Origin of the sequence: Thioclava sp. L04-15, assembly GCF_002020275.1 — a bacterium.
Lineage (GTDB): Bacteria > Pseudomonadota > Alphaproteobacteria > Rhodobacterales > Rhodobacteraceae > Thioclava > Thioclava marina.
This window is the reverse complement of sequence record NZ_MPZW01000011.1, coordinates 25,151-49,312: the sequence shown is the minus strand read 5'-3', so window position 1 is coordinate 49,312 and position 24,162 is coordinate 25,151. Positions and strand designations below refer to the sequence as shown.

The following is a 24,162-nucleotide window of genomic DNA, read 5'->3' as shown; positions in this document are numbered from 1 at the left end:
TCAGAGGTTGTAGATGCCTTCGAACTTCTCGGTCAGATAGGCCAGAAGCGGGCCCTCGTTGGGGTCAAACCCGCAGGCATGGCGGATCGTCTCGCGCGGGGGGCGCAAGCCGCCGAAGACGCGCAGGTTCTGATCGAGCCAGGCTTTCGCGGGGGTCGCATCGCCCTCGGCCAGACGCGCGTCGATCTCGGAGACGGCCGCGCGCATCGCCTGATTGAGACAGCCCGCATAGACATTGCCCAGAGCATAGGTCGGGAAATAGCCGAAAAGGCCCACCGACCAATGCACGTCCTGCAGGAAGCCCTGCGAGGGCTTGTTGACGGTCACGCCGAAATCGTCCTTGAAACGGGTATTCCACGCCTCTTCGAGATCGGCCACCTCCAGCTTGCCCGCGATCAGGTCGCGCTCCAGATCGAAGCGCAGCATGATGTGGAGGTTGTAGTTCAGCTCGTCCGATTCCGTGCGGATGAAGCCCATCTCGACACGGTTGACCAGCGCATGGAACGCCTGCGCATCCATCCCGAGATCGCCGAAGGCGTCGGTCATGCGGTGGTGCAGCCAGCCGGTGAAGGGGGCCGAGCGGCCGAGCTGGTTCTCGCAGATCCGGCTCTGGCTTTCATGCACGCCCATCGAGACGCCATGACCCAGAGGCGTGAAGCGATAGGCCCGGTCGATCGCCTGTTCGTAGGTGGCGTGGCCGACCTCGTGGATGGTCGAGTAGATATTGCCGAAGGGCTCGGATTCCGAGATCCGGGTGGTGATCCGCGCATCGTCGCCGCCGCCCGAAGAGAAAGGGTGCACCGACATATCCAGCCGTCCGCGCGTCCAGTCATAGCCGAAGGCCGAGGCGCAGATCCGCGCCAGACGCAGCTGGGCATTCTCGGGGAAGACCTTGTCGATCGGTTGCGGTTTGACCTCGGAGCCGAGCACTCGGTCGCGCAGCTCGACCAGCGGGCCGCGCATCTTATCGAAGATCGCGGCGATCTCCTTCGCGGTCGCACCCGGTTCGTAATCGTCGAGCAGCGCATCATAGAGATCGCCCTCGGAGAGGCATTCGGCCTCCTCGCGCTTGAGCCGCACCACTTCCTCGAGCGTCGGCAGGAAGGCGGAGGCGTCCTCATTCGCGCGGGCCTCGGCCCAGATCCCCTGACTGAGCGAGGTGATCCGCGCCAGTTCCGTGGCCAGTCGCGCGGGAATGCGGGTCGCGCGGTTATAGCTGCGCCCGATCAGGTCGAGCGTCCGGGCGCTGACCTCGTCGCTGGCTTCGGCACGCGCCAGCCAGTCCTCGATCTTCGGATCGGTGCGGCGGGCGTGCAGAACGCTCTCGATCGCGGCCATCTCCTCGGCGCGCTGATCGGCAGCCCCGCGCGGCATCATCACCTCCTGATCCCAGCTCAGAAGCCCCGCGATATTGCCCAGCGCCTCGGTTTCGCGCTGATGCGCAATCAGTTCCTGATAGGCGCTCATGCGCGGCCCTCCCGGATGGAACGAATGACAGGATAGCGCGCCATGTGACGCGCGCGGATCACGAGGACCCAGGTGATGACGGCGCCGAACTGGTGGATCAGGCCCAGCCACCAGTAATGCACCAGCTCGAGCGCGGTGGTGATGCCCAGAACCATCTGGAAGAAGATCATCGCGGCGGCCAGCGCATAGGCCTCGCGCGTGCTCTGATGCGCCGAACCGCGCGCACGCCATGCGGCATAGATTCCGGCCAGGAAGACGAGATAGCCGAGCATGCGGTGATTGAACTGCACCAGCGCCGGATTTTCGAAGAAGTTGCGCCACAGCGGTGTGTAGTCGAAGCTCTCCGAGGGCAGAAACTGCCCGTTCATCGAGGGCCATGTCGGGAAGGCGAGGCCCGCATCGATCCCCGCCGTCAGCGCGCCAAGGATGATCTGCACGAAGACGAGCCCGATCAGCACCGCCCCGATCCGGCCCAGTTTCGGCTCGGCCAGACGGCGGGCCTGCAACAGTGCCGATTGCGGACGCGAAAGCTGCGCGGCGAACCAGGCGATCAACCCCAGAATGACGAAAGCGAGCCCGAGATGGGTCGCAAGACGGTAGGAAGCGACCGAGGTCATCCGCCCCACGAGACCGGAGGAGACCATCCACCAGCCGATCGCGCCTTGCAGCCCTCCAAGGATCCCGAGCGAGAACAGCCGCCCCGTCCAACCCGGCGGGATTTTCTTGGTCAGCCAGAATCCGATGAAGCCGACAAACCAGACGATCCCCACAAAGCGGCCAAGCTGACGATGGCCCCATTCCCACCAGAAGATGCCCTTGAATTCGGACACGGTCATGTTGGGGTTCATGTATTTGAACTGGGGGCTCGCCTTGTAATTGGTGAATTCGGCCTGCCAGTCGGCATCGTTCATCGGCGGGATCGCCCCCGAGATCGGCTTCCATTCTGTGATCGAGAGACCGCTATCGGTGAGCCGCGTGGCGCCCCCCACCGCGATCATCGCCACGACCAGCGTGAAAAGCACGAAGAGCCACAGCCGGATCGCCTTGCGCGCACCGCGCGGCTTGGCGTCGATCATGCCCCCTGCGGGTTCGGCCCGCGTTGTGGCGCCTTCCGTTCCGACCTCTTCGAAGATGCTGCGTTTCTGGCTCATGCGTGCGGGCCCCCGGCTTTTTTGTCTGCGCCTGTTCTTGGCTGTTTAGCGCAAGGCAAACTAGGCCGCCCCCTCTCCGGGGGCAAGGGGGCGGCTTGGTGCGGGGGAGTGCGGCTTCGACGGGCGCAGGATCAGTCGAAATCTTCGCGGATGATACGGTCCTTTTCGACGCCGAGATCGCTTAGCGTCGTCTCGATTTCGTCGACCATCGCATCGGGGCCGCAGATATAGAATTTGCCGCGTTCCGTCTCGACGAACGGTGCGAGGAAGGCGCGGTCGATTTTCGCGGTGCGGACCCCTTCGCCCGGATCGTCCTGATCCGTCACGGTCCAGACGGTCTCGAGCCCCTCCATCGCCTCGAATTCCTCGCGCAGGATGATGTCGGCCTCGGTCTTGTTCGAGAAGATCAGCCGGCACCCGTCCAGGGTTCCCTCGCGGGCCAGACGCGCGCGCAGGATGGCGATGAAGGGCGTCACCCCTGCCCCGCCGGCGATGAAACAGCCCGGTCCCTTATCCTCGATCGCGCCCCAGGGATCGGAGATCTCGACCGCCTCGCCGGGCGAAAGCGTCGCGATCTGCGCGGTGACGCCCTCATGGTCGGGATAGGATTTGATGACGAATTCGAGCGTCCGGGTCTCGGCGGGAGCGGTAAGGGTGAAGGGGCGCGACTCGTCCGTCCAGCCCTTGCGGGTGAGGGTCAGATCGACCGCCTGCCCGGGTGCGAAATCGAAACCTTCGGGGCGCGGAAAACTGAGGTGATAGGTGTCACGGGTGACAGGTTCGATGGATGAAAGCGTCAGTCGAGTGCTCATGTCGGCTCCTTTCTCTTGCCGGACAAACGCGGCAAGCGAGGAACACGTTCCGGTGAGCGCAAAGAAAGAGGCCGCGCGGTCTGCACCGCGCGGCCTCGTTTGACGAAATATGCGTCGCGGATCAGAGACCGAGCGCCGAGCGCACCTGTTCGACCACGCCCTTCACCAGCTCGGGATTGGCCCGCGCGCTCTCGACCGCCGTCTTGAGCGTGGCTTTCGTGGCCTCGGGCAGTGCCGAAGTGTCGATCACCTTCTCGACCGTATCGGCATCGAAGCCCTCGACCGTCAGCGCCTTGGCCGCATCCATCAGCCCCGGCACGGCGCCCTGCCCGGTCACGTCGGCCTGGGTCTGGGCATCGACGGCGGTGGTGTCTGCGGTCTGGCTTGCGGTTTCGGCGGCATTGGTCGCGGCGGCTGCGGCGTCGGAAGCGGCTTCCGCGGCCTTGCTGGCAGCATCGGCGGCCGATTGCGCGGCCGAGGCCGCCCCTTCGGTCGTCGTGTCGGTCGCATTCACCTGCGCCTGAGCGGCCGCATCCGAGGCGGCATTGGCAGCTTCGGTCGCCGCTTCGGCTGCATGTGTCGCTGCATCGGCGGCTTCGCTGGCGGCGTCGGTCGCCGATTGCGTGGCCGAATCCATCGTGGCCTTCGCCGCATCGGTTGCAGCCTGCGCGGCGTCAGCGGCGGCCGAACCCGCCTTGGCGGCGGCTTCCTTCGCGGCCTCGACCGAGGCTTGCGCGGCATCGCCCGTGCTTTGGGCCGCTTCGTTGGCGGCGTCGACGGCCTGCGCCACGCCCTCTTGCGCCGCGTCCATGTTCTCCTGAGCGGCCTGCTTGGCGGCATCGGCGGCATCCGAGGCCGCCTTCTTGGTGCCATCGACCATTTCGGCGGCTTTTTCCTTCACCGCATCGGCCGCCTGCGAAGCGGCCTCCGTAGCCTGGTTCGCGGCATCCTTGACCGACTCGCCGGCCTTTTGCAGCGCATCGCCCGCCTTTTCGGCGGCGCTTTGGGGCGCGGGCGGGGCGGGTTGAGGCTCTTGCGAGGTGGTCAGGTAAATCACACCGGCAGCGATCGCCACCACCACCACGGCCAGTCCGGCATACTTGTTCATAGCGAATACCCTCTCACGGAAACCAAAACACTGAGATTTCGATATGGACCATGCGACGCGGGATTGAAACCTCTCGCCACGGTTTCGTGCGCACCCGTCGGTGGCACAAACAAGAGTGAATATAGCCGCAAAGGCCCCGGCTTGCTGCGCTTTGAGGTTGAAAGCGCCACGGCTCGGGACTATCTTGCGCGCCTGAATTACTCATGGCTACAGAAGGATTTCCACCATAGCCCGCAGACCTCATAACGCCCCGCCGACCCGTGACACCGGACCTCGCGTGAACGGACGGATCCGCGCCCCTGAAATTCGCCTGATCGGGGCGGATGGCGAGAATGTCGGGGTTGTCTCTCCGCGCGATGCGATGGCCATGGCCGAGGAGGCCGGGCTCGATCTCGTGGAAATCTCGCCCAACGCAAATCCGCCGGTCTGCAAGATCATGGATTTCGGCAAGTTCAAATACGAACAGCAGAAGCGTGAGGCCGAGGCCCGCAAGAAGCAGAAGATCATCGAGATCAAGGAAGTGAAATTCCGTCCCGGCACGGATATTCACGACTACGAGGTCAAGATGAAGAACGTCATGAAATTCCTGACCAATGGCGACAAGGTGAAAGTCACCCTGCGCTTCCGTGGTCGCGAGATGGCGCACCAGAATCTCGGGCTCGAGCTGCTCAACCGCGTGAAGGAAGACGTGGGCGAGGCTGGCAAGGTCGAAAGCATGCCCAAACTCGAAGGTCGCCAGATGGTGATGATGATCGCCCCGACCAAGTAAGGCGATCTCCCCAGACGGTTTCGAAGCCCTCCCCTCGCGGGAGGGTTTTGTTTTTGCGCGGTGATCCCACGGATCCGCTCCCCGATTGAGTCCCGCGCTTGGGCGCCGAGCCCGGGTCACATCCACGCTTCGCCCAAGTGAGCGTATTCGGCGCGAAGGGTTGGCCGGAACGGCCGCGAACGGACCTGCGGAATAATGCGAAGAGCTCGGGCAGACGAAATGTCCACCCGAGGCCGGATTACGACCTTCACCACCAAATCCCGAACCCGGAAAATTAAAGCGCCGCGGGAGGGAGACCCGCGGCGCATTTTGGGGATAAGACGAGGGAGAACGTCTGATCCTCTGGTCGGGTTCCGGCGGCGGTGCCGCGTCAGGGAGATCAAGAACCCGATGCACATGTGATATGGGAGTATCCGCGTGCTGAACTTGACTTAGGTCAAAACGGGCACTGGTTAAACTGCGACATGTTGTACACTGGGTCACGTTTTAGCCAGAAATCGGTGATGACCCCGTGAAAACAAGGGGTTTTTCAGCAAGCCGCCCGCGGCTTTTCAGGCTATCGCCGCCCATCTGCGACAACCCGCCGCAGGGGTGTCACAGCTCGTGCAGGCCAAGCCGGATCGCCCGGTTGTCATTGCGCTTGAGAACCGACTCGCCCATGCGCCGGGCAAGCGTCTTGTGGCCTTTCGCGACCGCCCTCTGAAACAGCTCGCGCTGGTAGCGTGGGAAGTCGCGCCGGGCGCGCAGACGGCGGTGGAAATCCGCTTTGGTGAGGCTGCCATCGAGGGCAGCCAGAAGGATCGGGCTCAGAAGCCCCATCTGGTGCAGCGACGACCCCAGCCGATGCCCCATCAGCGGTGTGCGCAGCTTCATCACGTTCGATCCGGTGAACCGGTCGACATGGCCCGCATCGAGCGGCTCGTAAGGATCGTAGAGAATCGTCACCTTGCGCGCCGCGTGGCTCGCCTGCGCCGCATCGCCGTATTTGCCCGAGAAATCCCGGTCCCAAGCCACCTTGTAGCGCGTCTCCCAGGGCACGATGGTCTTGTCGAGCGTCGACTGAGGCGAGATCGCCACCACGTCCGCCCCCGGACAGGCCGCCGAGAAGGCGCAGGCCGCATAGCCGCCCATCGAGGCGCCGTAGAATACGACCCGCTTGAATTGCGCGAAGAAACCCTCGGCAGCGAGCCGGTCGAACTCGTCACTGACCCATGGGTCGCGATACCATGTCCAGCCGCCCGCCATCGCGCCCAGCATCGACCAGCCCTGTTTTTCGATGAACTCGAAGCCCCAGGGCCTGCGCGTATCGCGCTTGTTCATCGCGATATCGAGATTGTCGAAAGTCACGACCAGCGTGTCCTGCGCGCGCGGGATGTAGAGGAAGCTGTGCGCGCCGTTATCGGTGTAAAACCCGTCCTCGCCCGCAAGCTGCGTCGCGATCTCGGCCCAGCCGGGATCGCTCACCTGCTCGGCGGGCGGGTTCGGGGCAAAGGCGATGCGCATCAGTTTTCCGCCGCCGCCATCGCTGGATTCCTCGATGATCTCGCTCGTGCCGAGATCGCGCAGGAAGGGAAAGCTGCCCGAGCCCTTGCGCACATCCATCAGCATCTTGCTATCCGCATGAAGCGCCACCTCAAGAACGGGCTTCAAATGCTTGACTTTGTTGACGTCTCCAAAGCCAGAAAGGTTCAGGAGCAGATCGACGGGGCGCAGACCGGCGGCCTTTGCGACATAACGAATGCGCCCCGGATCGACCCCGTTCTCGGCCAGATAGGCGCGATAGCCTGAAACCCAATCGCTCTCGCTCTCGGGCCATTTTCCGTTCGGTTGCAGGTCGATCAGGGTGATATCGCAATCCCAGCGATCATGGGCCGCGAGCACAAGCCCCGGCGAGGTGCCGCCCAGATCGGCAATGGAGGAGAGCTCGGAGATCCCCGCCTTCCCGACCAGCCCCAGATCCGCGCCCTTCTGTTCGAAGACCAGTTTCGCGCGCCCCTTGATCGGCGCGAACTCGGGTCGGATATCGTGCTTCTTCAAGAGCTTGTCGAAGAAACTTCCCGCACGCGGAATGCCGTTGAAACGCAGCCCGAGCTCGCGCTTGTTCGACGCCCACAGATGCAGCGCCGTTGTCGCCTCGGTCAGCTTCTCTTCGACCTTCGCCGCCTCGCGGATCATCATCGTACGCTCGCGGAAGGTGACCGGATAGAACGCCTCGAGCGGCTGCACCTTGTCATGCAGCCCGTGCTTTTCGACAAAATGCGAAATCATCATCGGCCCCCAGACGCCCCAGGGCTGCTGGGTGACATGGACCGGATCGCCCGCCCGCGCGGCGGCGGCATAATCCTCGCGCAGCGCCGGTTTCAGGAACGGCGGGATCGCATAACGATCTTCCATGAAGTCAATGATATCCTTGAGGATTTCACTGTCGGCAGGCAGCCCCAGAACGGCATTGTTCACGCGCTTGGAATTGGGCAGCTCGTAGCCCATCACATAGTCGCTGTCATACTCCATGGGCCGCCAGCAATAGACATCCGTGTCGATCCAGATCAGCCCCGGGTTCTGCGCGATCATGTGGATGCGGAAGTAATCCGCAAAGAGCGCGAAACTGTCCTTCTTCTCGTATTTGATGAAATCGTCGGTATCGAGCACCTCGCGCCCGTCGCGCCGGATCACCCCCTCGGGCACGTTGGGGATGTCCTCATAGGAAAAGAGGGTGATCTTCTGGCCCGCATCGACAAAGCTTTTCAGGCAAAGCTGCTCCATCCAGCTCAGAGCACCGCCGATCCAAAGCGTGCCAACCTCGCGTTCCCGTGCCATGCCCTGCCCTTCGCCTCTCGCCGCGCGGCTTTGCCCGCGTGCGGCTTTTCCTTGGTTTTGCCGCATCCTGCCCGAGTGGATTCCCTTTTCCAATGGAAATCAGAGCCCTGAGCGCGCGCGGGCTTTCACGCGCTTGGGCCGACGTGCTACCACGGCGCGACAGGCAGGCGAGGACCGAGATGGGTGAGCAACGGGTGATCCGGCGGGAATTGCGGGCGCAGGCGGGCGAGCCTGCGCTGCTCGACGCCATCGTGATCCCCGAAGACACCACCGAGGGTCCGCGCCGGCGCCTGCGCGCCTTCTTCGTCAACCCCTCCGAGGTACATCAGCTCTGCCCCGACCCGGTGGAGGGGGCCGCCCGGCTGATCGAGGCGCGCGACGTCGCGGGCGCCGCGATGGGGCTTTATGAGCTCGACACCTCCGGCCCCACCCGCATCGCGACCTGCACCCCCGACGGCGCGCCCGCGCTACGCGAGATCACGGCCGATGCGCCCGACTGGGAACTTTTCGAAGGCCGCAACTGCCTCTTCGGTCAACGGCTCGAAGAGACGCCCGAGACCGTACTCGACTGGCTGAGCTGGCATCACGACCACCACGGCGCGACCGGCGCGGTGATCCTCAACCGCGCCCCCGAGGACAGCCCCTCGGGCAGCCGCGCGGCTTTCATCGCCGCGCTCGAGGAGGGCCTCGCGCTGCGCGAACTGGAATTGGCGGTGGTGGTGCTGGAAAGCCCGGTGCCGCTCGGCAAGCCCGGTCTCGGCCCCGAGTCACACGTCTTTCTCGCCCCCGATGCGCCCGGCAAGGACCGGATGGAGCCCCCCGCCCCCGATCCCTGGCGCGCGCCGCTGGGTGCGGGGCTGATCTTCGAGATCGTAAAATGGCGCTTCTTCGCGCGCGCGGCCGCCGTCCTGTTGCTCGACGTGACCGATCTGCTGATGGAGCGCGAACCCGACGCCCCCAGCGCCTTCTCGGCCGTGCAGGAGGCAAAGAACGGGGTGATCCTGCTGGTGGGACGGCGCAGCTATCCCTGGCGGGTGCGCAACGGCCAGCCGGAGCGCTTCCCAGATCATATCTGTCGCCAGTTCGACGCAAGGCGCGGCATCGCCCGTTGGGGTTGCGCCCCGCAAAAGGCGGGGTTGGACAATACCTGGCGGATGATGCGGGTGAGCTATGCCAAGCCCGATCCCGGCCAGGTCTTCGGCTTCTGGCGCGCGATGGCGCTGCGTGTGCCGGGCTATTCGGCGGCCGAGCTTGCGCCCAAGACCTCGCTGATCGAGGACGAGCGCCTGCTGCATCTCGCCCGCGATGTCTGGGGCTTCAAACCGATCCGCCCGCCGGTCTCGAAGGTCAAACAGGCGCCCAAACAGGCGATCCAGGCGGGCCGCACCTGCATCGTCACAACGATGAAGAACGAAGGCCCCTTCATCCTCGAATGGATCGCCTATCACCGCGCGATCGGGGTCGAGGATTTCCTCGTCTACACCAATGACTGCACCGACGGCACCGACACGATGCTGGAGCTGTTGCAGCGCAAGGGGATCTTGCAGCACCGCGACAACCCGTTTCGCACCATGGTCGACATGAAACCCCAGCATGGCGCGCTGGCCGCAGCCGAGAACGAGCCGGTGATCCAGAATGCGGGCTGGTCGATCTGCATGGATGTCGACGAGTTCATCAATATCAAGATCGGCGACGGCACGCTCGGCGCGCTCTATGCGGCAATGGGGGAGGCAAACATGATCTCTCTCACCTGGCGGCTCTTCGGCAATGGAGACGTTCATCGTTACGATGACAGCTTCATCACCGGGCAATTCACCCGCTGCGCCCCCGAGATCGTGCGCAAACCGCATCAGGCCTGGGGGTTCAAGACGCTGTTTCGCAATATCGACCTCTACAAGAAACTGGGCGTGCATCGCCCCAAGGGTCTGGTGCCCGATCTCTGGGATCAGGTGCGCTGGCTCAATGGCTCGGGGCGCCCGATGCCGCGCGAGATGTTCCGCAACGGCTGGCGCTCGACGCTCGAGACCTATGGCTACGACTGGGTGCAGCTCAACCATTACGCGGTGCGCTCGGCCGAGAGTTTCCTTGTGAAACGCGATCGCGGCCGGGTGAACCATGTCGATCGCGATCAGGGGCTCAATTACTGGTTCCGGATGAACCACAATGCCGAGGAAGACCTCTCGATCCAGCGCATGCTGCCCGCCGCCCGGGCCGAGTTCGACCGGCTCATGGCCGATCCCGAGATCGCGGCGGCGCATCATCATTCCGTAGCCTGTCACCGCGCCAAGATCGAAGAGCTGATGGCGCGCCCCGACCAGGGCGCCTTCTACGAGACACTCACATCGCCGCGCTTCGAAAAGCTCTCGCGGATGTTGCATCACTTCGGATCGGCGGTGTTCAACGCCGGCCCCGACGTGATCCCCGAAGATCTCCACGAACGCGATCTGCCGTCCGATTTCTTCTTCACCGTGCGCCATGTGGGCGAGGCCGAGCACTGAAATCCGCGCCCGTGAGCGGCCACAATCCCCGCGCGCGCCCGCATCGCCCCGCATTCGCGCTTGCCTGATCACACCCCCCTTGGCAAAGTCGGCCCATGCGCGCGTTGGCGATCACATCCGTGAAGAACGAAGGGGCTTTCCTGCTCGAATGGCTGGCCCATCACCGCGCCGTCGGGTTTACGGATTTTCTCGTCTTTTCAAATGACTGTTCGGATGGCACCGATGCGATGCTTGACCGGCTGGAGGCCCTGGGCTGGCTGAGCCACGTGCCCAATCCGGGCCCTTGGGAGGAAGGTCCGCAATGGGCCGCGCTCAAACAGGCGGACCGTCATCCACTGAAAACAGCGGCCGACTGGATCGCGGTGCTCGATGTCGACGAGTTCGTCACGATCAAGACGGGGGACGGCACGCTTTCGGCACTCTTCGGCGCGGCCCCCGAGGCGACGGCCTTCGCGCTGACCTGGCGGCTCTTCGGCAATTGCGGCGTGGTGGGGGTCGAGGACCGCCCCGTCACCGCGCAATTCACCCGCTGCGCCCCGCCCGGCATGCTCTGGCCCTGGCGCGCCTCGATGTTCAAGACGCTTTTCGCCAATGACGGAGCCTATGCCAAGCTCGGCGTCCACCGCCCGCGCGCCCCGCAGGACGACAAGCTCGCGGGCACGCTTTGGGTCGACGGTTCGGGACGCAAGCTGCCTGCGCTCTACCAACGCCAGAAGCTTTTCACGCCGCCGGGCAGCGCGCCCTACGATCTGGTGCAGTTGAACCATTATCCCCTCGGCTCGATGCAGAGCTATGTGGTGAAATGCGACCGCGGCCGGTCGAACCGGCAGGCCGAACCCTTCGACATGTCCTATTGGGTGGAGCGCAATTTCTGCACCGAAGAGGAGGATTCGATCCGGCGCTACGACACGCCGGCGGATGGGATCCGGGCCGAACTGATGGCGGATGCAGAGCTTGCCCGGCTGCACGCGGCGGCCGTGGCATGGCGGCGCGCGCGCTTCGATGAGCTGATGCGCGAAGAGCCCTATCGCGCGCTCTTTGGCCGTCTGCTTTTGTGCCCGCCAAGCCGTCCTCTGCCGCGCGACGCGGCCGCGCAGATCGTCGCGATGGGGCTGCGCGCGAGACAAGGCTGAAACCCGCTCATATTGTCACCCATCACGAAACAATAACAAGCTCAACGGCTTGTCGTTTCCACGACATCGCGAGGGCGAAAGAATTCCGCACTCCTCCCTCATTTGTGCCGCTTTCATCAGTTGATACGAAGACCATATTCTTTGAGTATCATTTCAACCCCAGCGCGACGGGGAATCCGGGACGAACCGACAATCGAGACAGGAATGGCGAAGCAGGACAACAGCGAGTGGCAGGCCCGACTGGAAGTGGTCGTGGAGGAAAGCGGCTATTATGAGCCGCTCGGCCCTTCGCATGACGCGGTCTTTCATGATGACGGCCCGGTGCTTCTGGTCAGCTTCGAACGCCATGCGGTGATCACCGCCGAGGATGAGACGGCGCTGCCGCGCGGATTGCGGCTTGCCCGGGAGAACGGCTGGTCTTCGCTGACGCTGATCTGCTCGGACGAGACCTGGTTTCGCGACCCCCAAGTCTTCGCCTATTTCGACCGGCTCCTGGACGAGGCCTTCTTCGAGGATTTCGACCGCGTCGTATTCTACGGCGCAGGCGCTTGCGGCTATGCGGCGGCGACCTTCTCGGTTGCCGCGCCGGGGGCCACGGTCCTCGCGCTTGCCCCGCAAGCCACGCTCGACCCGCGCCTTGCCGGCTGGGACGACCGTTTCGCCGAGATGCGTCGCACCTCCTTCACCGATCGCTACGGATTCGCACCCGAAATGCTCGACGGTGTGGGGCAGGCCTTCGTCGTCTATGACCCGCGCGAGCGGCTCGACGCGATGCATGCGGCGCTCTTTGCGCGCCCTTCAGTGACCCTCCTGCCATGCCCGCATCTCGGCCAGACGCCCGAGGGGATGCTGCGCGACATGAACATTCTCGACGCGATTCTCACCGAGGCCTGCACCGGCCGGCTCGACGCGGCGCGCTTCTGGTCACTCTACCGCGCCCGGCGCAACCTGCCGCGCTACATGCGCAACCTCCTTGCGAGCCTGCAAGATACGAACCGCCCCTATCTCGAGGCGCTGGTCTGCCGCAACGTGGCCGAACGGCTCAACGGGCCGCGCTTCCGCGCGCGTTACCTGAGGCTCGAGGCCGATCTGGCCGAGCGGGGCATCACGCTCCCGGCCCCCCGCCAGGAGATGGGCGCCGCCTGAGCGCACCCCTCCAGCTGAATTCTCAAAGGATCAAGCGTTGGAGGACGGCCCCGAGGGCAAATCGGCCTCGCCATCCTCGTCTTCCTCAGTCGCATGCGAGCCATGGGTGACGACGCGGCGCGCGGGCGTGCAGGATGCAGGCAGATCGGACGGCACGAAGCCTTCATCGACGGGGGTCAGCGCAAGGCCGAGATCGGACAAGGCCGCGCTCAACGCCGGATCGGCCATCACGAGAAGACGGTCGGGCTCGATCTGGCAGGGCGCATGGAAGCGGCCGATGCAAAGCGCCGCGCGCACGAGATCGCCCCGCAATTCGATGAGAGTGGATTTCTGACTGGTGCTCGACATCTCGCCCCCCGTACGACCTGAGATGGGGCGAGTATCGCAAAGCTCGCAGGGCAAGGGCAAGCCCGACCGGGCCCGCCCTCACGTCATGCGACGATAAACGTGTCAGAAATAGAAACGGTCGCGGAAGACATGCGACACGATCCGGTCGCGCGAGATGCCCATGGCAGCGAGTTCGGCATCGGATTTCGCTTCGAGCCGCTGGATCTGATCCTGACGCGACTGACGCTCCATATAGGTCACGAGACCCCCGGCGATCGCATGGAAAGCGCGGGTCAGAACGGATTGGCCGGGTTGACCGACGGTGGTGGTGAAAGCCATTTTGGAAACCTCCTGAGGGTTTTGAGTTCAGGTCGTTTCCTCCCATGCCCTCAAGTTAGGTCAGCCTTGCTGTCCCTACCAGCGCCATCTGCGCATCCCCGCCATGCATTTGCCGCAGCGCGGCATGCGCGCGGCCTCTGGATTCGCGCCTTGCCTCACGCTAAGGAAATCGCATGAACACCATCACCCTGCCCCGCCCCGATGATTGGCACCTGCACCTGCGCGACGGCGCGATGCTGGAAGGTGTCGCCCCCGAAACCGCCCGCGATTTCGCCCGCGCGATCATCATGCCGAACCTCGTGCCGCCCGTCCTGCGCGGCGCGGATGCCGCCGCCTATCGCGAGCGGATCATGGCCGCGCTGCCCGAAGGGGCGGAGTTCGAACCGCTGATGACGCTCTATCTCACCGAGAAAACCGAGGCAGAGGACGTGGCCCAGGCCGCCGCTTCCGGTCTGGTGAAGGCGGTGAAGCTTTATCCCGCCGGCGCCACCACGAATTCGGATTCGGGCGTGCGCGACTTCGACAAGGTGCGCGGCGTGCTCGAAAAAATGGCCGAGATCGGATTGCCGCTTTGCGTTCATGGTGAGGTGACGAGCCCCGAGATCGACATTTTCGACCGCGAAGCGGTGTTCATCGAGACTGTGCTCGACCCGATCCGCCGCAAGACCCCGGGGCTGCGCGTGGTGATGGAGCATATCACTACCAGCGACGGCGTTGAGTACGTCTCCTCGCAGGGCGATGACATGGGCGGCACGATCACCACGCACCACCTGATCATCAACCGCAACCATATCCTCGTGGGCGGGATCAAGCCGCATTACTATTGCCTTCCGGTCGCCAAGCGCGAGATCCATCGTCAGGCGCTGGTCAAGGCCGCGACCTCGGGTGACGCGCATTTCTTCCTCGGCACCGACTCGGCCCCCCATGCCGACCCGGCCAAGGAAAGCGCCTGCGGCTGCGCGGGCTGCTTCACCGCGACCAACACGATGCCGCTCCTGGCCCATGTCTTCGAAGCCGAGGGCGCGCTCGACCAGCTCGAGGCCTTCGCCTCGCGCAACGGTCCGCGCTTCTACCGCCTGCCGGTCAACGAAACCACGCTGACGCTCGAGAAGACCGACCAACCCAACACCTGGCCCGCCAAGATCGAAACCGGCGCGGGCCCCGTCACCCTCTTCGACCCGGGCTTCCCGGTCCATTGGCATGTAAAACGCTGATCTTCCTCTTGGTTCAAATATCCCCGCCGGAGGCTCCCGGCCCAACCGATGGACGCTCCGCGGGGGATATTTGGACCAAATCGAAGCCAGACACGAAAAGGACGAACCGATGATCCCCAGTTCCTTCCCCAGCAAAGAAGAAATCGCCCGCCTGACCGCGCGGATGCTTCTGGAAATCGAGGCTGTGCATTTCAATGCGGACGAGCCCTTCACGCTCGCCTCCGGCCTGCCCTCGCCGACCTATATCGACTGCCGCAAGCTGATTTCCTACCCGCGCATCCGCTCGACGCTGATGGATTTCCTTGCGGTGACGGTGATGCGCGAGGCGGGCTTCGAGGCGTTTGACAATATCGCGGGCGGCGAGACGGCGGGCATCCCCTTCGCCGCGATGGTGGCCGAGCGTCTGGCGCTGCCGATGACCTATGTGCGCAAGAAGCCCAAAGGTTACGGGCGCAACGCGCGGATCGAGGGCGCGATGAGCGAGGGTCAGCGCGTGCTGCTGGTCGAGGACCTGACCACCGATGGCGGCTCGAAACTGAGCTTCGTCGACGCGATCCGAGACACCGGCGCCACCTGCGGGCATACGGCGGTAATCTTCTATTACGGCATCTTCCCCGAGACCGTGCCAGCCTTGCGCGACCATGGCGTGGAACTGCATCACCTGTGCACCTGGTGGGACGTTCTGGCCGAGGCGCGCGAACAGGGCAGCTTCTCGAAAGAGACGCTCGACGAGGTCGAAGCCTTCCTGAGCGATCCGCGCCCTTGGCAGGAGGCCCGCAAGGGCTGAAACAGCGCGCAGATTTCTGTGGATAGTGCTGTGGATGTTCTGTGGAGCATTTCCGGCACGAATCTCGGGCATCGAGAATTTTACCGAGATGTGGTAGGCTCGACCCGGACGACACACCAGAAATGCCGTAACTTGCAGTGAAACACCGGGGTTTTCCCCGGACTTATCCAGATTCCCATTCCGCGTCCGAGGGCTTAGAAGAAGCTCGAACGGGGCGGCGACTTCGAGGCAGGGACATGAACGATCAGGCACAACGGCCCGAAGAGGGGCAGCCCGGGAATTTGCCCGCAGAAGGCACCGCGCTGCCTCACAATATCGAGGCCGAGCAACAGCTTCTTGGCGCGATCCTGACCAACAACGACATCTATGACCGGATCGCCGCCGTCATCAAACCGGAGCATTTCTACGAGCCGGTCCACCAGCGCATCTACGAGGTCGCTTCCGCGAAGATCCAGAAGAACGCACTGGCCTCGCCGGTCACGCTGAAAGCCTATCTCGAGGATGATGCGGGCCTTCAGGAACTGGGCGGGCCGGCCTATCTCGCGCGTCTGGCGGGGGCCGCGATTTCCGCTTATGCGGCGCGCGACTATGCGCTGATGATCTACGAGATGGCGGTGCGGCGCGGGCTGATCGAACTGGGTCAGGACATTTCCTCGCGCGCGGGCAAGCCCCAGATCGACGACGACCCGAAAGAGCAGATCGCGGCGGCCGAACAACGCCTTTACAACCTCGCCGAAGAGGGTCAGGCGCAGAAGGGCTGGACCTCATTCCTCTCGGCGGTGACCGAGGCCGTGCAATCGGCCAATGCCGCCTATCAGCGCGACGGGGGGCTCGCGGGGGTCTCGACGGGGCTGCGCGATCTCGACAAGAAACTCGGCGGCTTCCACCCGTCCGACTTGCTGATCCTCGCAGGCCGTCCCTCGATGGGGAAGACCTCGCTTGCGACCAACATCGCCTTCAACATCGCCAAGGCCTACAAGCGCGGCCGGCGTCATGACGGCAGCGAGGGCGCGATCGAAGGCGGCGTGGTCGGGTTCTTCTCGCTGGAAATGAGCGCCGAACAGCTGGCGGCCCGGATCCTGTCGGAAGCCTCCGAAGTGCCCTCCGAGCGCATCCGCCGCGGCGACATGACCGAAAGCGAATTCCGCCGCTTCGTCGAGGCGGCAAAGGCGTTGGAAACCTGCCCGCTCTATATCGACGACACCCCTGCTCTGCCGATCGGCCAAGTCGCGGCGCGCTGCCGCCGCCTGAAGCGGACCCATGGGCTCGACGTGGTGATCGTGGACTACCTTCAGCTGCTGCGCGGCTCCGGGCGCGGCGATAACCGCGTGCAGGAAATCGGCGAGATCTCGATGGGTCTGAAAGCCATCGCGAAGGAACTCAACATCCCCGTGGTCGCGCTGTCGCAGCTGTCGCGGACGGTGGAAAGCCGCGAGGACAAGCGCCCGCAGCTCTCCGACCTTCGCGAATCCGGCTCGATCGAACAGGATGCCGACGTCGTTATGTTCGTCTATCGCGACGAATATTATCACGAGCGTCTCAAGCCGCCGGAAGACGACCCGAAATTCGCGGAATGGATGCAGAAGGCCGAGCGCGTGCATGGCAAGGCCGAAGTAATCCTCGGCAAGCAGCGTCACGGGCCGATCGGCACGGTGGAACTGGCCTTCGAAAGCCAGTTCACCCGCTTCTCTGATCTCGCGAAGCCCTGGCAGGGCGACGGCGCCGAGGGGTTCTGAGGCAGGTCGAGGGCGCTGCCCCCCGCGAAAAGCAAAGCGCCGAGATCGGTGAAGATCTCGGCGCCGACACGCCTGTGGTAGCCGTAGGCGCTCGTGTGAAGCCGTTTCCGGGTGAGCCCCTGAACCATATCCCGGCGCGTGTGCTCGCCGATCATTTGCGCAGGGAGCTGCGCACAGCACCTGAAACCCTTCACGGCGGGCATTCTGGCCCGATTTTCGTGGTCCGTGAAACGATGGGTCACCACCCAGCTGCGCTCCTTGTCGAACCGCTCCGCCCTCGCGAACTGATCGTCGATCGACGTTTGCTTCTGGAGACCCGAGCTGTAGCGAGCCTAGATCGCGACGCGTTTCGTCATTGTGCTTTCTCCTTCTGAGGCGGGGTGGGGCAGTTGGCGGGGATCGTATTCGCGAGATCCCGGACAACTGCGCGCGCCGGCGGCCGGGCGATCCCGTTGCAGGCTGGCGGCACGATCGTCGCTTCATCGGGTCTATCATTGGCGGCGGGAATGGGGGCGGATGTCATGGCAAGCTCCCTGGAATCGAAGTTCTACCAAGGAACCTGGATTCATCGGTCAGGCCGAGGACACGCGATCACCCAAAAACTGCCATCCGCGGTTCAAAGCGGTCGGAAAGACGTTCACGAAAGGGCCTATCTTAGCGCTAGCCTCAGCAATGCACGCACGTTCGGATGGGGCAGATTCCGCGCATTCGGCGCGAGCGCAAGCGGATGACTGCCTTACGGCGGAAGCTGACTGTTGACCACCGATACGGGCTGGCAATTGACGGGACCATACCAACGGCAGGTTCGGGGGCCATTCAAGCGGCTATTCAATGGTCACTGCAGCATATGTGTCGAGCAAGCGGACCAAGAACGCGGCGACCTTAAAGGGAGGCTCCATCAAGGGCTCCAGACAAGCATGCCGGCATTCGCAGGCTCGACGCAGACCGGCTCTCGACAAAGATGCCGGTTGGGGCAATCAGACCAGCGGGACCGCTTTTATGACAATGTCGTCCAGCCCGGTGCCGCCGGCGGCTGCATAGTCTCGCAACTGGGCCCGCATGCGCGGCTCCCAGAAATCGGAGATGTGCGCGGCGACTTTGGCGGGGGCATCGTCGCCCGGCTGGGTCTTGAAGAAGGTGGCGATCTGGTTCGCCATTCGGATCATCTTGTCAGGCGACATCTGCGGCCTCGTCATGGATACGATTTGGATGGGAATAAAGCTCGAACCCCCCGCCGCGAGCGAAGGCGGCAAGGGTGATCCCTGCCTGCTCGGCCAGGCGCACGGCGGCGCCGGTGGGGGCAGAGACAGCGATCAGGATCGGAATGCCCGCGAAGGCACATTTCTGGACCAGCTCGACAGACAACCGGGAGGTCATCACGGCTGCGCCGCGGCCCGGATCAATGCCGGTTTGCACGAGCGTCCCGATCAGCTTGTCCAGAGCATTGTGGCGGCCGACGTCCTCACGGGTCGGCATCACCGCAGAACCGGGCAAGAGGAACCCGGCGGCGTGGGTGGCGCGCGTCAGATCGTGCAGACGCTGGTGGTCGCGCAGCGCCTCCGTGGCATGGGCCACGTCCTGCACGCACAGGCACAGATCCGACGTGACGCGAGGCACCGACCGAAGCGCCTGATCGAGGCTGTCGATGCCGCACAGGCCGCAGCCGACCGGTCCGGCCATGGTCCGGCGCCGCTTTTCCAGCGCTTTGGCGCAGTCGTCGTTCAGCCAGAACCTCGCCTCGATGCCATTGGCATGTTCGACGATCTCGAATTCCTCGACCTGCGCCAGATCGGTGACGATGCCCTCGGTGAGAGCAAAGCCATGCGCGAAGTCCGCGAGATCGGCGGGCGTCGCCATCATCACTGCCTGCGTCGTGCCGTTGAAAACCAGCGCGACCGGCACCTCCTCGGGCAGCGCACGGTGGATGACGTGCGCCCCCTCGGAATGATGCGCCCGGCCCGGCGTGCTGACATGCGCCCGCATGGTCATTCCGCCGCGGGCAGGATGCGGCGCGAGCGTTCGGCCTGAGCCGCGTAATCCTCTTGCCAGTCCGTCGGCCCGTTCGAGGGCGAAACCTGCACCGCCGTCACCTTGTATTCCGGGCAGTTGGTGGCCCAGTCGGAATAGTCGGTGGTGATGACGTTGGCCTGTGTATCGGGATGGTGGAAGGTGGTGTAGACCACGCCGGGACTGACGCGATCCGTCACCTTTGCCTTCAACGTGGTTTCGCCCGACCGCGAGGCCAGCCTAACCCAGTCGCCATCGTTCAGACCTCGGTTCTCGGCGTCGTGCGGGTGGATCTCCAGCACGTCGCCGTCATGCCACACCACGTTGTCGGTGCGCCGGGTCTGAGCGCCCACATTGTATTGCGACAGGATGCGCCCGGTGGTCAGCAACAGCGGGAAGCGCGGGCCGGTCTTCTCATCAGTCGCCACATATTCGGTGACGATGAAGCGCCCCTTGCCGCGCACGAAGCCGTCGACATGCATCAGCGGCGTGCCTTCGGGGTGGTCTTCGTTGCAGGGCCATTGGATGGAGCCCTTTTCTTCCAGAAGGGCGTAGTCCACGCCCGCGAAAGACGGCGTCGTCGCAGCGATCTCGTCCATGATCTGGCTCGGATGGGTATAGGTCCACCCTGCCCCCATGGCGTTCGCCAGGAGTTGCGTCACTTCCCAGTCGGCATAGCCGTTCTTGGGGGCCATGACCCGACGCACGCGGTTGATGCGGCGTTCTGCATTGGTGAACGTCCCGTCCTTTTCGAGGAAAGTCGATCCGGGAAGGAAGACATGCGCGTAATTCGCCGTCTCGTTCAGGAAGAGATCATGCACGATGACGCATTCCATCGCAGCAAGCCCGGCCGCCACATGTTTGGTGTCAGGGTCGGATTGCAGGATGTCCTCGCCCTGACAATAGAGCCCCTTGAAGCTGCCTTCGACGGCCGCGTCCAGCATGTTGGGGATGCGCAGGCCGGGTTCCGGGTCGATCTGAACGCCCCAGGTGGTTTCAAAGATCTCGCGCACCTCGGGCAGCTTCACATGGCGATAGCCCGGCAGTTCGTGCGGGAACGACCCCATGTCGCACGATCCCTGCACGTTGTTCTGGCCGCGCAGCGGGTTCACGCCCACGCCGGGACGGCCGATATTGCCGGTCAGCATGGCGAGGTTGGCGATCCCCATGACAGTGGTCGAGCCCTGCGAATGCTCGGTCACGCCCAGCCCGTAATAGATCGCGCCGTTACCGCCGCGGGCAAAAGTGCGGGCTGCCGCGCGCAGTTCCTCGGAGGGAACGCCGGTCAGAAACTGGGTCGCCTCGGGGCTGTGCCGGGCGTCCGAAACGAACTCGACATAGACCTGGAATGCGTCCCAGTCGCAGCGTTCGCGGATAAACGCCTCGTCCATCAAGCCTTCGGTGACGATCACATGCGCCAGCGCGGTGACGACGGCGACGTTCGTGCCCGGTGTCAGGGCCAGGTGATGCGCGGCTTCGATATGCGCGGATTTCACCAGGTCGATGCGGCGCGGGTCGATCACGATCAGCTTGGCCCCGGCGCGCAGGCGCTTTTTCAGGCGGCTGGCAAAGACCGGGTGGCCGTCGGTCGGGTTCGCACCGATGACGATGACCACGTCAGTCTGCTCAACGCTGTCGAAATCCTGTGTCCCTGCGCTGGTGCCAAAGGTCTGGCCCAGACCGTAGCCGGTGGGCGAATGGCAGACGCGCGCGCAGGTGTCGGTGTTGTTGTTGCCAAAGACCGCACGGGTCAGCTTCTGGACGAGGAAGGTTTCCTCGTTCGTGCAACGGCTGGAGGTGATGACGCCGATGGACTTCTTGCCATACTTGTCCTGAAGGCCTCGCAGGCGGTTCGCGGCAAATGTCAGCGCCTCGTCCCAACTGACTTCGCGCCACGGCTCTTCGATCGTGTCGCGGATCATCGGGTTCAGGATGCGGTCGCGGTGATTGGCATAACCATAGGCGAACCGGCCCTTGACGCAGGAATGCCCACGGTTCGCCTTGCCGTGCTTGTAGGGGACCATGCGGACCAGTTCGTCGCCCTGCAGCTCGGCCTTGAACGAACAGCCCACGCCGCAATAGGCGCAGGTGGTCACGACGGACCGATCCGGCGTGCCCATCTCGATCACAGATTTCTCCTGCAAGGTTGCGGTCGGGCAAGCTTGCACGCAAGCACCGCAGGACACACAGTCCGAAGACAGGAAGTCGTCACCGGCCCCGCCCGCGGATACGCGGCTGTCAAATCCGCGCCCGGCGATGGTCAGCGCAAAGGTGCCCTGCACCTCTTCGCAGGCACGGACGCAGCGATTGCAAACGATGCATTTCGACGGATCGTAGCTAAAATAGGGGTTCGAGTCGTCCTTGGGCAGCCATTCGGGATTGGTCTCGCCACTGGTGTTTCGTGCCTCGAAATGGTTGGCCAGCCCGCGATTTTCCGGCGCCTTGTAGCGCACGTCGCGCAGGCCGACCGCGCCAGCCATGTCCTGCAATTCGCAATCGCCGTTGGCCGCGCAGGTCAGGCAGTCCAGTGGGTGGTCGGAGATATAAAGCTCCATCACGCCCTTGCGGATCTTGCGCACCTTAGCGGAGTTTGTGTCCACGACCATGCCCTGCGCAACCGGCGTCGTGCACGAGGCCGGCGTGCCGCGCCGCCCCTCGATTTCCACGGCGCACAGGCGGCAGGACCCGAAAGCCTCGAGATTGTCAGACGCGCACAGCTTGGGTATCTGAATGCCGATTTCGGCAGCCGCACGCAGAACGGACGTGCCCTCGGGCACGGTGACCTCGAACCCATCGATCGTCAGGGTGACCGGATTGCCTGTCCTGGCAGGTGTGCCCATGTCGCGATCGTCTGGAATGATGAAATCCTTCATTCTGCGGCCTCCTTCAGGCGAGCGAAATCATCGGGGAAATGGGTGACCGCGGACATGACCGGGAACGGGGTAAAGCCCCCCAATGCGCAAAGCGAGCCGTCCTTCATCGTTTCGCACAGGTCGGTCAGAAGCGGCAGCGCGTCGGCGTCGCCCTGCGCGATGCGGTCGATGGTTTCGACCCCGCGCACCGCGCCGATCCGGCAGGGGGTGCATTTGCCACAGCTTTCGACCGCGCAGAATTCCATGGCAAAGCGCGCCATGCCCAGCATGTCGGTCGTGTCATCAAAAACGGTCAAGCCCGCATGGCCGATCAGCCCGCCCGCGGTGTCGAATTCCTCGTAGCCTAGCGGTGTGTCGAACTTGCTGACCGGCATATAGGCACCGAGCGGTCCGCCGACCTGCACCGCCTTGACCGGACGGCCCGAGGCGGTGCCGCCTCCAAGATCGTTGACCACCTCTCCGAGGCTGATGCCAAAAGCGGTCTCGAACAGGCCGCCCTGCGCCACGTTGCCCGCGATCTGTAACGTCACTGTCCCGCGCGAGCGCCCCAGACCGAAATCTGCGTAAAACTGCGCGTCCTTCTCGAAGATCACCGGCACGGTCGCCAGCGAGATCACGTTGTTCACCACGGTCGGGCGGCCAAGGAAGCCCTCGAGCGCCGGCAGCGGGGGTTTCGCGCGCACGACGCCGCGCTTGCCTTCGAGGGAGTTGAGCAGCGAGGTTTCCTCGCCGCAGACGTAAGCCCCCGCGCCCTTGCGGACCTCCATGTCGAAAGCGCGGCCGGAGCCAAGCACATCACCGCCCAACAGACCCTCGGCGCGGGCGATCTCGACCGCGCGGGACAGCACCGCGATCGCGTCGGGATATTCCGAGCGCAGGTAGACATAGCCCTTCGTGGCACCGACACCGATCCCGGCAATGGCCATGCCTTCGATCAGGGTGAAGGGGTCGCCTTCCATCAGCATCCGGTCGGCGAAGGTGGCGCTGTCGCCCTCGTCGGCATTGCAGACGATGTATTTCTGCGGCGCGTCAGCGTCATGCACGGTCTGCCACTTGATGCCGGTGGGGAAGCCCGCTCCGCCGCGGCCACGCAGACCGGAAGCCTTGACCTCGTCGACGATCTCCTGCCCGGTCATGACAAGTGCGCGGCGCAGCCCGGTCAGGCCGCCATGCGCCTGGTAATCGGACAGCGAGAGCGGGTCGATCACGCCGACGCGGGCAAAGGTCAGGCGGGTCTGGCGCTTCATCCAGTCCAGATCCTCGACCGGGCCGAGCGCCTTGGCGCTGCTGCCATCGAGGATGCCCGGCACATCTGACGGCTCTGCCGGGCCGAAGCCGAGGCGGACGCCGTCCAGCTCGACCTCGACCAGCGGTTCCAGCCAGATCATCCCGCGCGAGCCGGTGCGGACGATCTCTGTCTCGGGGGCGGCGGCGCGCAGGGCGTCAACCACATCCTCGGCCCCCAGCGCCTTGGCCGCGCTGTCCATGGGAACGTAAACCTTCATGCGCCCACCTCCGCCAGCAGCTTTTCCAGCTTCGCCGCATCGACGCGGCCCACGACACGGTCATCGACCATCGCGGCGGGCCCGCAGGCACACATGCCAAGACAATAGACCGGCTCGATCGTCACGGCGCCATCAGAGGTGGTGCCGTGCCACTCCAGCCCCAGCTTGGCCAGCAGCGCGTCGGCCGCCGCCGCGCCACCGACCGACTGGCAGGCTTCGGCGCGACAGATTTTCAACACATGACGCCCGGCGGGCTTTTCGCGGAAGTCATGGTAAAAGGTGATCACGCCGTGCAATTCGGCGCGGGTAATGTTCAGGGCATCGCAGATCGGCGCATGAGCCTGCGCGGGGACATGTCCGAACGCCTCCTGCAAGGCGTGCAGCATCGGCAGAAGCGGCCCTTCGAGGGCGCTGTGGGCGTCAACGATCCGAGCGATCTCTTCGCCGTCAATAACTGTGGCAGGGTGGGCCAT

At 64.3% G+C, this 24,162-nt stretch carries 19 protein-coding genes; 7 read left to right on the top strand and 12 right to left on the bottom strand.

Annotated elements, in window-relative coordinates; genetic code table 11:
* The 4 genes from BMI90_RS17110 to BMI90_RS17095 all read right to left on the bottom strand — a co-directional run bounded on the left by BMI90_RS17110 (position 1) and on the right by BMI90_RS17095 (position 4,538).
* On the bottom strand, positions 1 to 1,467 hold the full coding sequence (locus BMI90_RS17110) for a carboxypeptidase M32 (protein WP_078530690.1): 1,467 nt from the start codon (positions 1,465 to 1,467) through the stop codon (positions 1 to 3).
* Positions 1,464 to 2,618 carry a heme A synthase gene (gene ctaA / locus BMI90_RS17105; protein ID WP_078530689.1) on the bottom strand — a complete coding sequence of 385 codons (1,155 nt, stop codon included), beginning with the start codon at positions 2,616 to 2,618 and terminating at the stop codon, positions 1,464 to 1,466. Before ctaA ends, BMI90_RS17110 begins: the two co-directional genes overlap by 4 nt.
* Before the next feature lie 131 nt (positions 2,619 to 2,749).
* The gene (locus BMI90_RS17100) at positions 2,750 to 3,430 is read right to left on the bottom strand and encodes an FAD-binding oxidoreductase (protein ID WP_078530688.1); all 681 of its coding nucleotides are present in this window, start codon (positions 3,428 to 3,430) and stop codon (positions 2,750 to 2,752) included.
* Positions 3,431 to 3,551: 121 nt separating this feature from the next.
* Positions 3,552 to 4,538, bottom strand: coding sequence for a hypothetical protein (locus BMI90_RS17095; RefSeq protein ID WP_078530687.1), 987 nt, complete (start codon positions 4,536 to 4,538; stop codon positions 3,552 to 3,554).
* A gap of 226 nt (positions 4,539 to 4,764) precedes the next feature.
* Here BMI90_RS17095 and infC point away from each other — a divergent pair, with 226 nt between their 5' ends.
* Positions 4,765 to 5,307, top strand: coding sequence for a translation initiation factor IF-3 (infC, locus tag BMI90_RS17090; RefSeq protein WP_078530686.1), 543 nt, complete (start codon positions 4,765 to 4,767; stop codon positions 5,305 to 5,307).
* A gap of 594 nt (positions 5,308 to 5,901) precedes the next feature.
* Here the strand turns inward: infC and BMI90_RS17085 are convergent.
* The gene (locus BMI90_RS17085; RefSeq protein WP_078530717.1) at positions 5,902 to 8,124 is read right to left on the bottom strand and encodes a hypothetical protein; all 2,223 of its coding nucleotides are present in this window, start codon (positions 8,122 to 8,124) and stop codon (positions 5,902 to 5,904) included.
* Between the two features lie 179 nt (positions 8,125 to 8,303).
* On the opposite strand from BMI90_RS17085, the gene BMI90_RS17080 reads away from it, so the two are divergent.
* From BMI90_RS17080 to BMI90_RS17070, 3 genes are all read left to right on the top strand, one after another.
* Complete coding sequence (locus BMI90_RS17080; RefSeq protein WP_078530685.1) at positions 8,304 to 10,622, top strand: glycosyltransferase family 2 protein; 2,319 nt, start codon at positions 8,304 to 8,306, stop codon at positions 10,620 to 10,622.
* A gap of 95 nt (positions 10,623 to 10,717) precedes the next feature.
* A complete protein-coding gene (locus BMI90_RS17075; RefSeq protein WP_078530684.1) occupies positions 10,718 to 11,755 on the top strand; it encodes a glycosyltransferase family 2 protein in 1,038 nt (345 codons plus the stop codon).
* 204 nt (positions 11,756 to 11,959) lie between these two features.
* The gene (locus BMI90_RS17070) at positions 11,960 to 12,901 is read left to right on the top strand and encodes a phosphoadenosine phosphosulfate reductase (protein ID WP_078530683.1); all 942 of its coding nucleotides are present in this window, start codon (positions 11,960 to 11,962) and stop codon (positions 12,899 to 12,901) included.
* Between the two features lie 30 nt (positions 12,902 to 12,931).
* Here BMI90_RS17070 and BMI90_RS17065 read toward each other — a convergent pair whose 3' ends face one another.
* Positions 12,932 to 13,249 carry a hypothetical protein gene (locus tag BMI90_RS17065; protein ID WP_078530682.1) on the bottom strand — a complete coding sequence of 106 codons (318 nt, stop codon included), beginning with the start codon at positions 13,247 to 13,249 and terminating at the stop codon, positions 12,932 to 12,934.
* A 102-nt stretch (positions 13,250 to 13,351) separates the two neighbouring features.
* Complete coding sequence (locus BMI90_RS17060) at positions 13,352 to 13,567, bottom strand: hypothetical protein (RefSeq protein WP_078530681.1); 216 nt, start codon at positions 13,565 to 13,567, stop codon at positions 13,352 to 13,354.
* Positions 13,568 to 13,740: 173 nt separating this feature from the next.
* On the opposite strand from BMI90_RS17060, the gene pyrC reads away from it, so the two are divergent.
* The 3 genes from pyrC to BMI90_RS17045 all read left to right on the top strand — a co-directional run bounded on the left by pyrC (position 13,741) and on the right by BMI90_RS17045 (position 17,304).
* Positions 13,741 to 14,781, top strand: coding sequence for a dihydroorotase (gene pyrC, locus BMI90_RS17055; RefSeq protein ID WP_078530680.1), 1,041 nt, complete (start codon positions 13,741 to 13,743; stop codon positions 14,779 to 14,781).
* 109 nt (positions 14,782 to 14,890) lie between these two features.
* Positions 14,891 to 15,568, top strand: a complete 678-nt coding sequence (locus tag BMI90_RS17050) for an orotate phosphoribosyltransferase (protein ID WP_078530679.1) — start codon at positions 14,891 to 14,893, stop codon at positions 15,566 to 15,568.
* 236 nt (positions 15,569 to 15,804) lie between these two features.
* Entirely contained in the window at positions 15,805 to 17,304 is a 1,500-nt protein-coding gene (locus tag BMI90_RS17045) for a replicative DNA helicase (protein ID WP_078530678.1), read from the top strand.
* Positions 17,305 to 18,281: 977 nt separating this feature from the next.
* On the opposite strand, the gene BMI90_RS17040 is transcribed toward BMI90_RS17045, so the two are convergent.
* From BMI90_RS17040 to BMI90_RS17020, 5 genes are read right to left on the bottom strand one after another with little or no spacing between them, the layout of a single operon-like run.
* On the bottom strand, positions 18,282 to 18,485 hold the full coding sequence (locus tag BMI90_RS17040) for a formate dehydrogenase subunit delta (protein ID WP_078530677.1): 204 nt from the start codon (positions 18,483 to 18,485) through the stop codon (positions 18,282 to 18,284).
* Positions 18,475 to 19,293, bottom strand: coding sequence for a formate dehydrogenase accessory sulfurtransferase FdhD (fdhD, locus tag BMI90_RS17035; protein WP_078530676.1), 819 nt, complete (start codon positions 19,291 to 19,293; stop codon positions 18,475 to 18,477). Before fdhD ends, BMI90_RS17040 begins: the two co-directional genes overlap by 11 nt.
* The gene (fdhF, locus tag BMI90_RS17030; RefSeq protein WP_078530675.1) at positions 19,290 to 22,184 is read right to left on the bottom strand and encodes a formate dehydrogenase subunit alpha; all 2,895 of its coding nucleotides are present in this window, start codon (positions 22,182 to 22,184) and stop codon (positions 19,290 to 19,292) included. Before fdhF ends, fdhD begins: the two co-directional genes overlap by 4 nt.
* Positions 22,181 to 23,689: an NADH-quinone oxidoreductase subunit NuoF gene (locus tag BMI90_RS17025; RefSeq protein ID WP_078530674.1), complete on the bottom strand. Its 1,509-nt coding sequence runs from the start codon at positions 23,687 to 23,689 to the stop codon at positions 22,181 to 22,183. Before BMI90_RS17025 ends, fdhF begins: the two co-directional genes overlap by 4 nt.
* A complete protein-coding gene (locus tag BMI90_RS17020) occupies positions 23,686 to 24,162 on the bottom strand; it encodes a formate dehydrogenase subunit gamma (RefSeq protein WP_078530673.1) in 477 nt (158 codons plus the stop codon). Before BMI90_RS17020 ends, BMI90_RS17025 begins: the two co-directional genes overlap by 4 nt.

What these genes read in the sequence shown, in the direction of transcription:
- BMI90_RS17095 (WP_078530687.1), bottom strand. Translation starts at nt 4,538, where the DNA reads ATGAACAAGTATGCCGGACTGGCCGTGGTGGTGGTGGCGATCGCTGCC.
- BMI90_RS17065 (WP_078530682.1), bottom strand. Translation starts at nt 13,249, where the DNA reads ATGTCGAGCACCAGTCAGAAATCCACTCTCATCGAATTGCGGGGCGAT.
- ctaA (WP_078530689.1), bottom strand. Translation starts at nt 2,618, where the DNA reads ATGAGCCAGAAACGCAGCATCTTCGAAGAGGTCGGAACGGAAGGCGCC.
- fdhD (WP_078530676.1), bottom strand. Translation starts at nt 19,293, where the DNA reads ATGACCATGCGGGCGCATGTCAGCACGCCGGGCCGGGCGCATCATTCC.
- pyrC (WP_078530680.1), top strand. Translation starts at nt 13,741, where the DNA reads ATGAACACCATCACCCTGCCCCGCCCCGATGATTGGCACCTGCACCTG.
- BMI90_RS17075 (WP_078530684.1), top strand. Translation starts at nt 10,718, where the DNA reads ATGCGCGCGTTGGCGATCACATCCGTGAAGAACGAAGGGGCTTTCCTG.
- BMI90_RS17060 (WP_078530681.1), bottom strand. Translation starts at nt 13,567, where the DNA reads ATGGCTTTCACCACCACCGTCGGTCAACCCGGCCAATCCGTTCTGACC.
- BMI90_RS17085 (WP_078530717.1), bottom strand. Translation starts at nt 8,124, where the DNA reads ATGGCACGGGAACGCGAGGTTGGCACGCTTTGGATCGGCGGTGCTCTG.
- BMI90_RS17050 (WP_078530679.1), top strand. Translation starts at nt 14,891, where the DNA reads ATGATCCCCAGTTCCTTCCCCAGCAAAGAAGAAATCGCCCGCCTGACC.
- fdhF (WP_078530675.1), bottom strand. Translation starts at nt 22,184, where the DNA reads ATGAAGGATTTCATCATTCCAGACGATCGCGACATGGGCACACCTGCC.
- BMI90_RS17045 (WP_078530678.1), top strand. Translation starts at nt 15,805, where the DNA reads ATGAACGATCAGGCACAACGGCCCGAAGAGGGGCAGCCCGGGAATTTG.
- BMI90_RS17100 (WP_078530688.1), bottom strand. Translation starts at nt 3,430, where the DNA reads ATGAGCACTCGACTGACGCTTTCATCCATCGAACCTGTCACCCGTGAC.
- BMI90_RS17020 (WP_078530673.1), bottom strand. Translation starts at nt 24,162, where the DNA reads ATGGCCCACCCTGCCACAGTTATTGACGGCGAAGAGATCGCTCGGATC.
- BMI90_RS17080 (WP_078530685.1), top strand. Translation starts at nt 8,304, where the DNA reads ATGGGTGAGCAACGGGTGATCCGGCGGGAATTGCGGGCGCAGGCGGGC.
- BMI90_RS17070 (WP_078530683.1), top strand. Translation starts at nt 11,960, where the DNA reads ATGGCGAAGCAGGACAACAGCGAGTGGCAGGCCCGACTGGAAGTGGTC.
- BMI90_RS17025 (WP_078530674.1), bottom strand. Translation starts at nt 23,689, where the DNA reads ATGAAGGTTTACGTTCCCATGGACAGCGCGGCCAAGGCGCTGGGGGCC.
- BMI90_RS17040 (WP_078530677.1), bottom strand. Translation starts at nt 18,485, where the DNA reads ATGTCGCCTGACAAGATGATCCGAATGGCGAACCAGATCGCCACCTTC.
- BMI90_RS17110 (WP_078530690.1), bottom strand. Translation starts at nt 1,467, where the DNA reads ATGAGCGCCTATCAGGAACTGATTGCGCATCAGCGCGAAACCGAGGCG.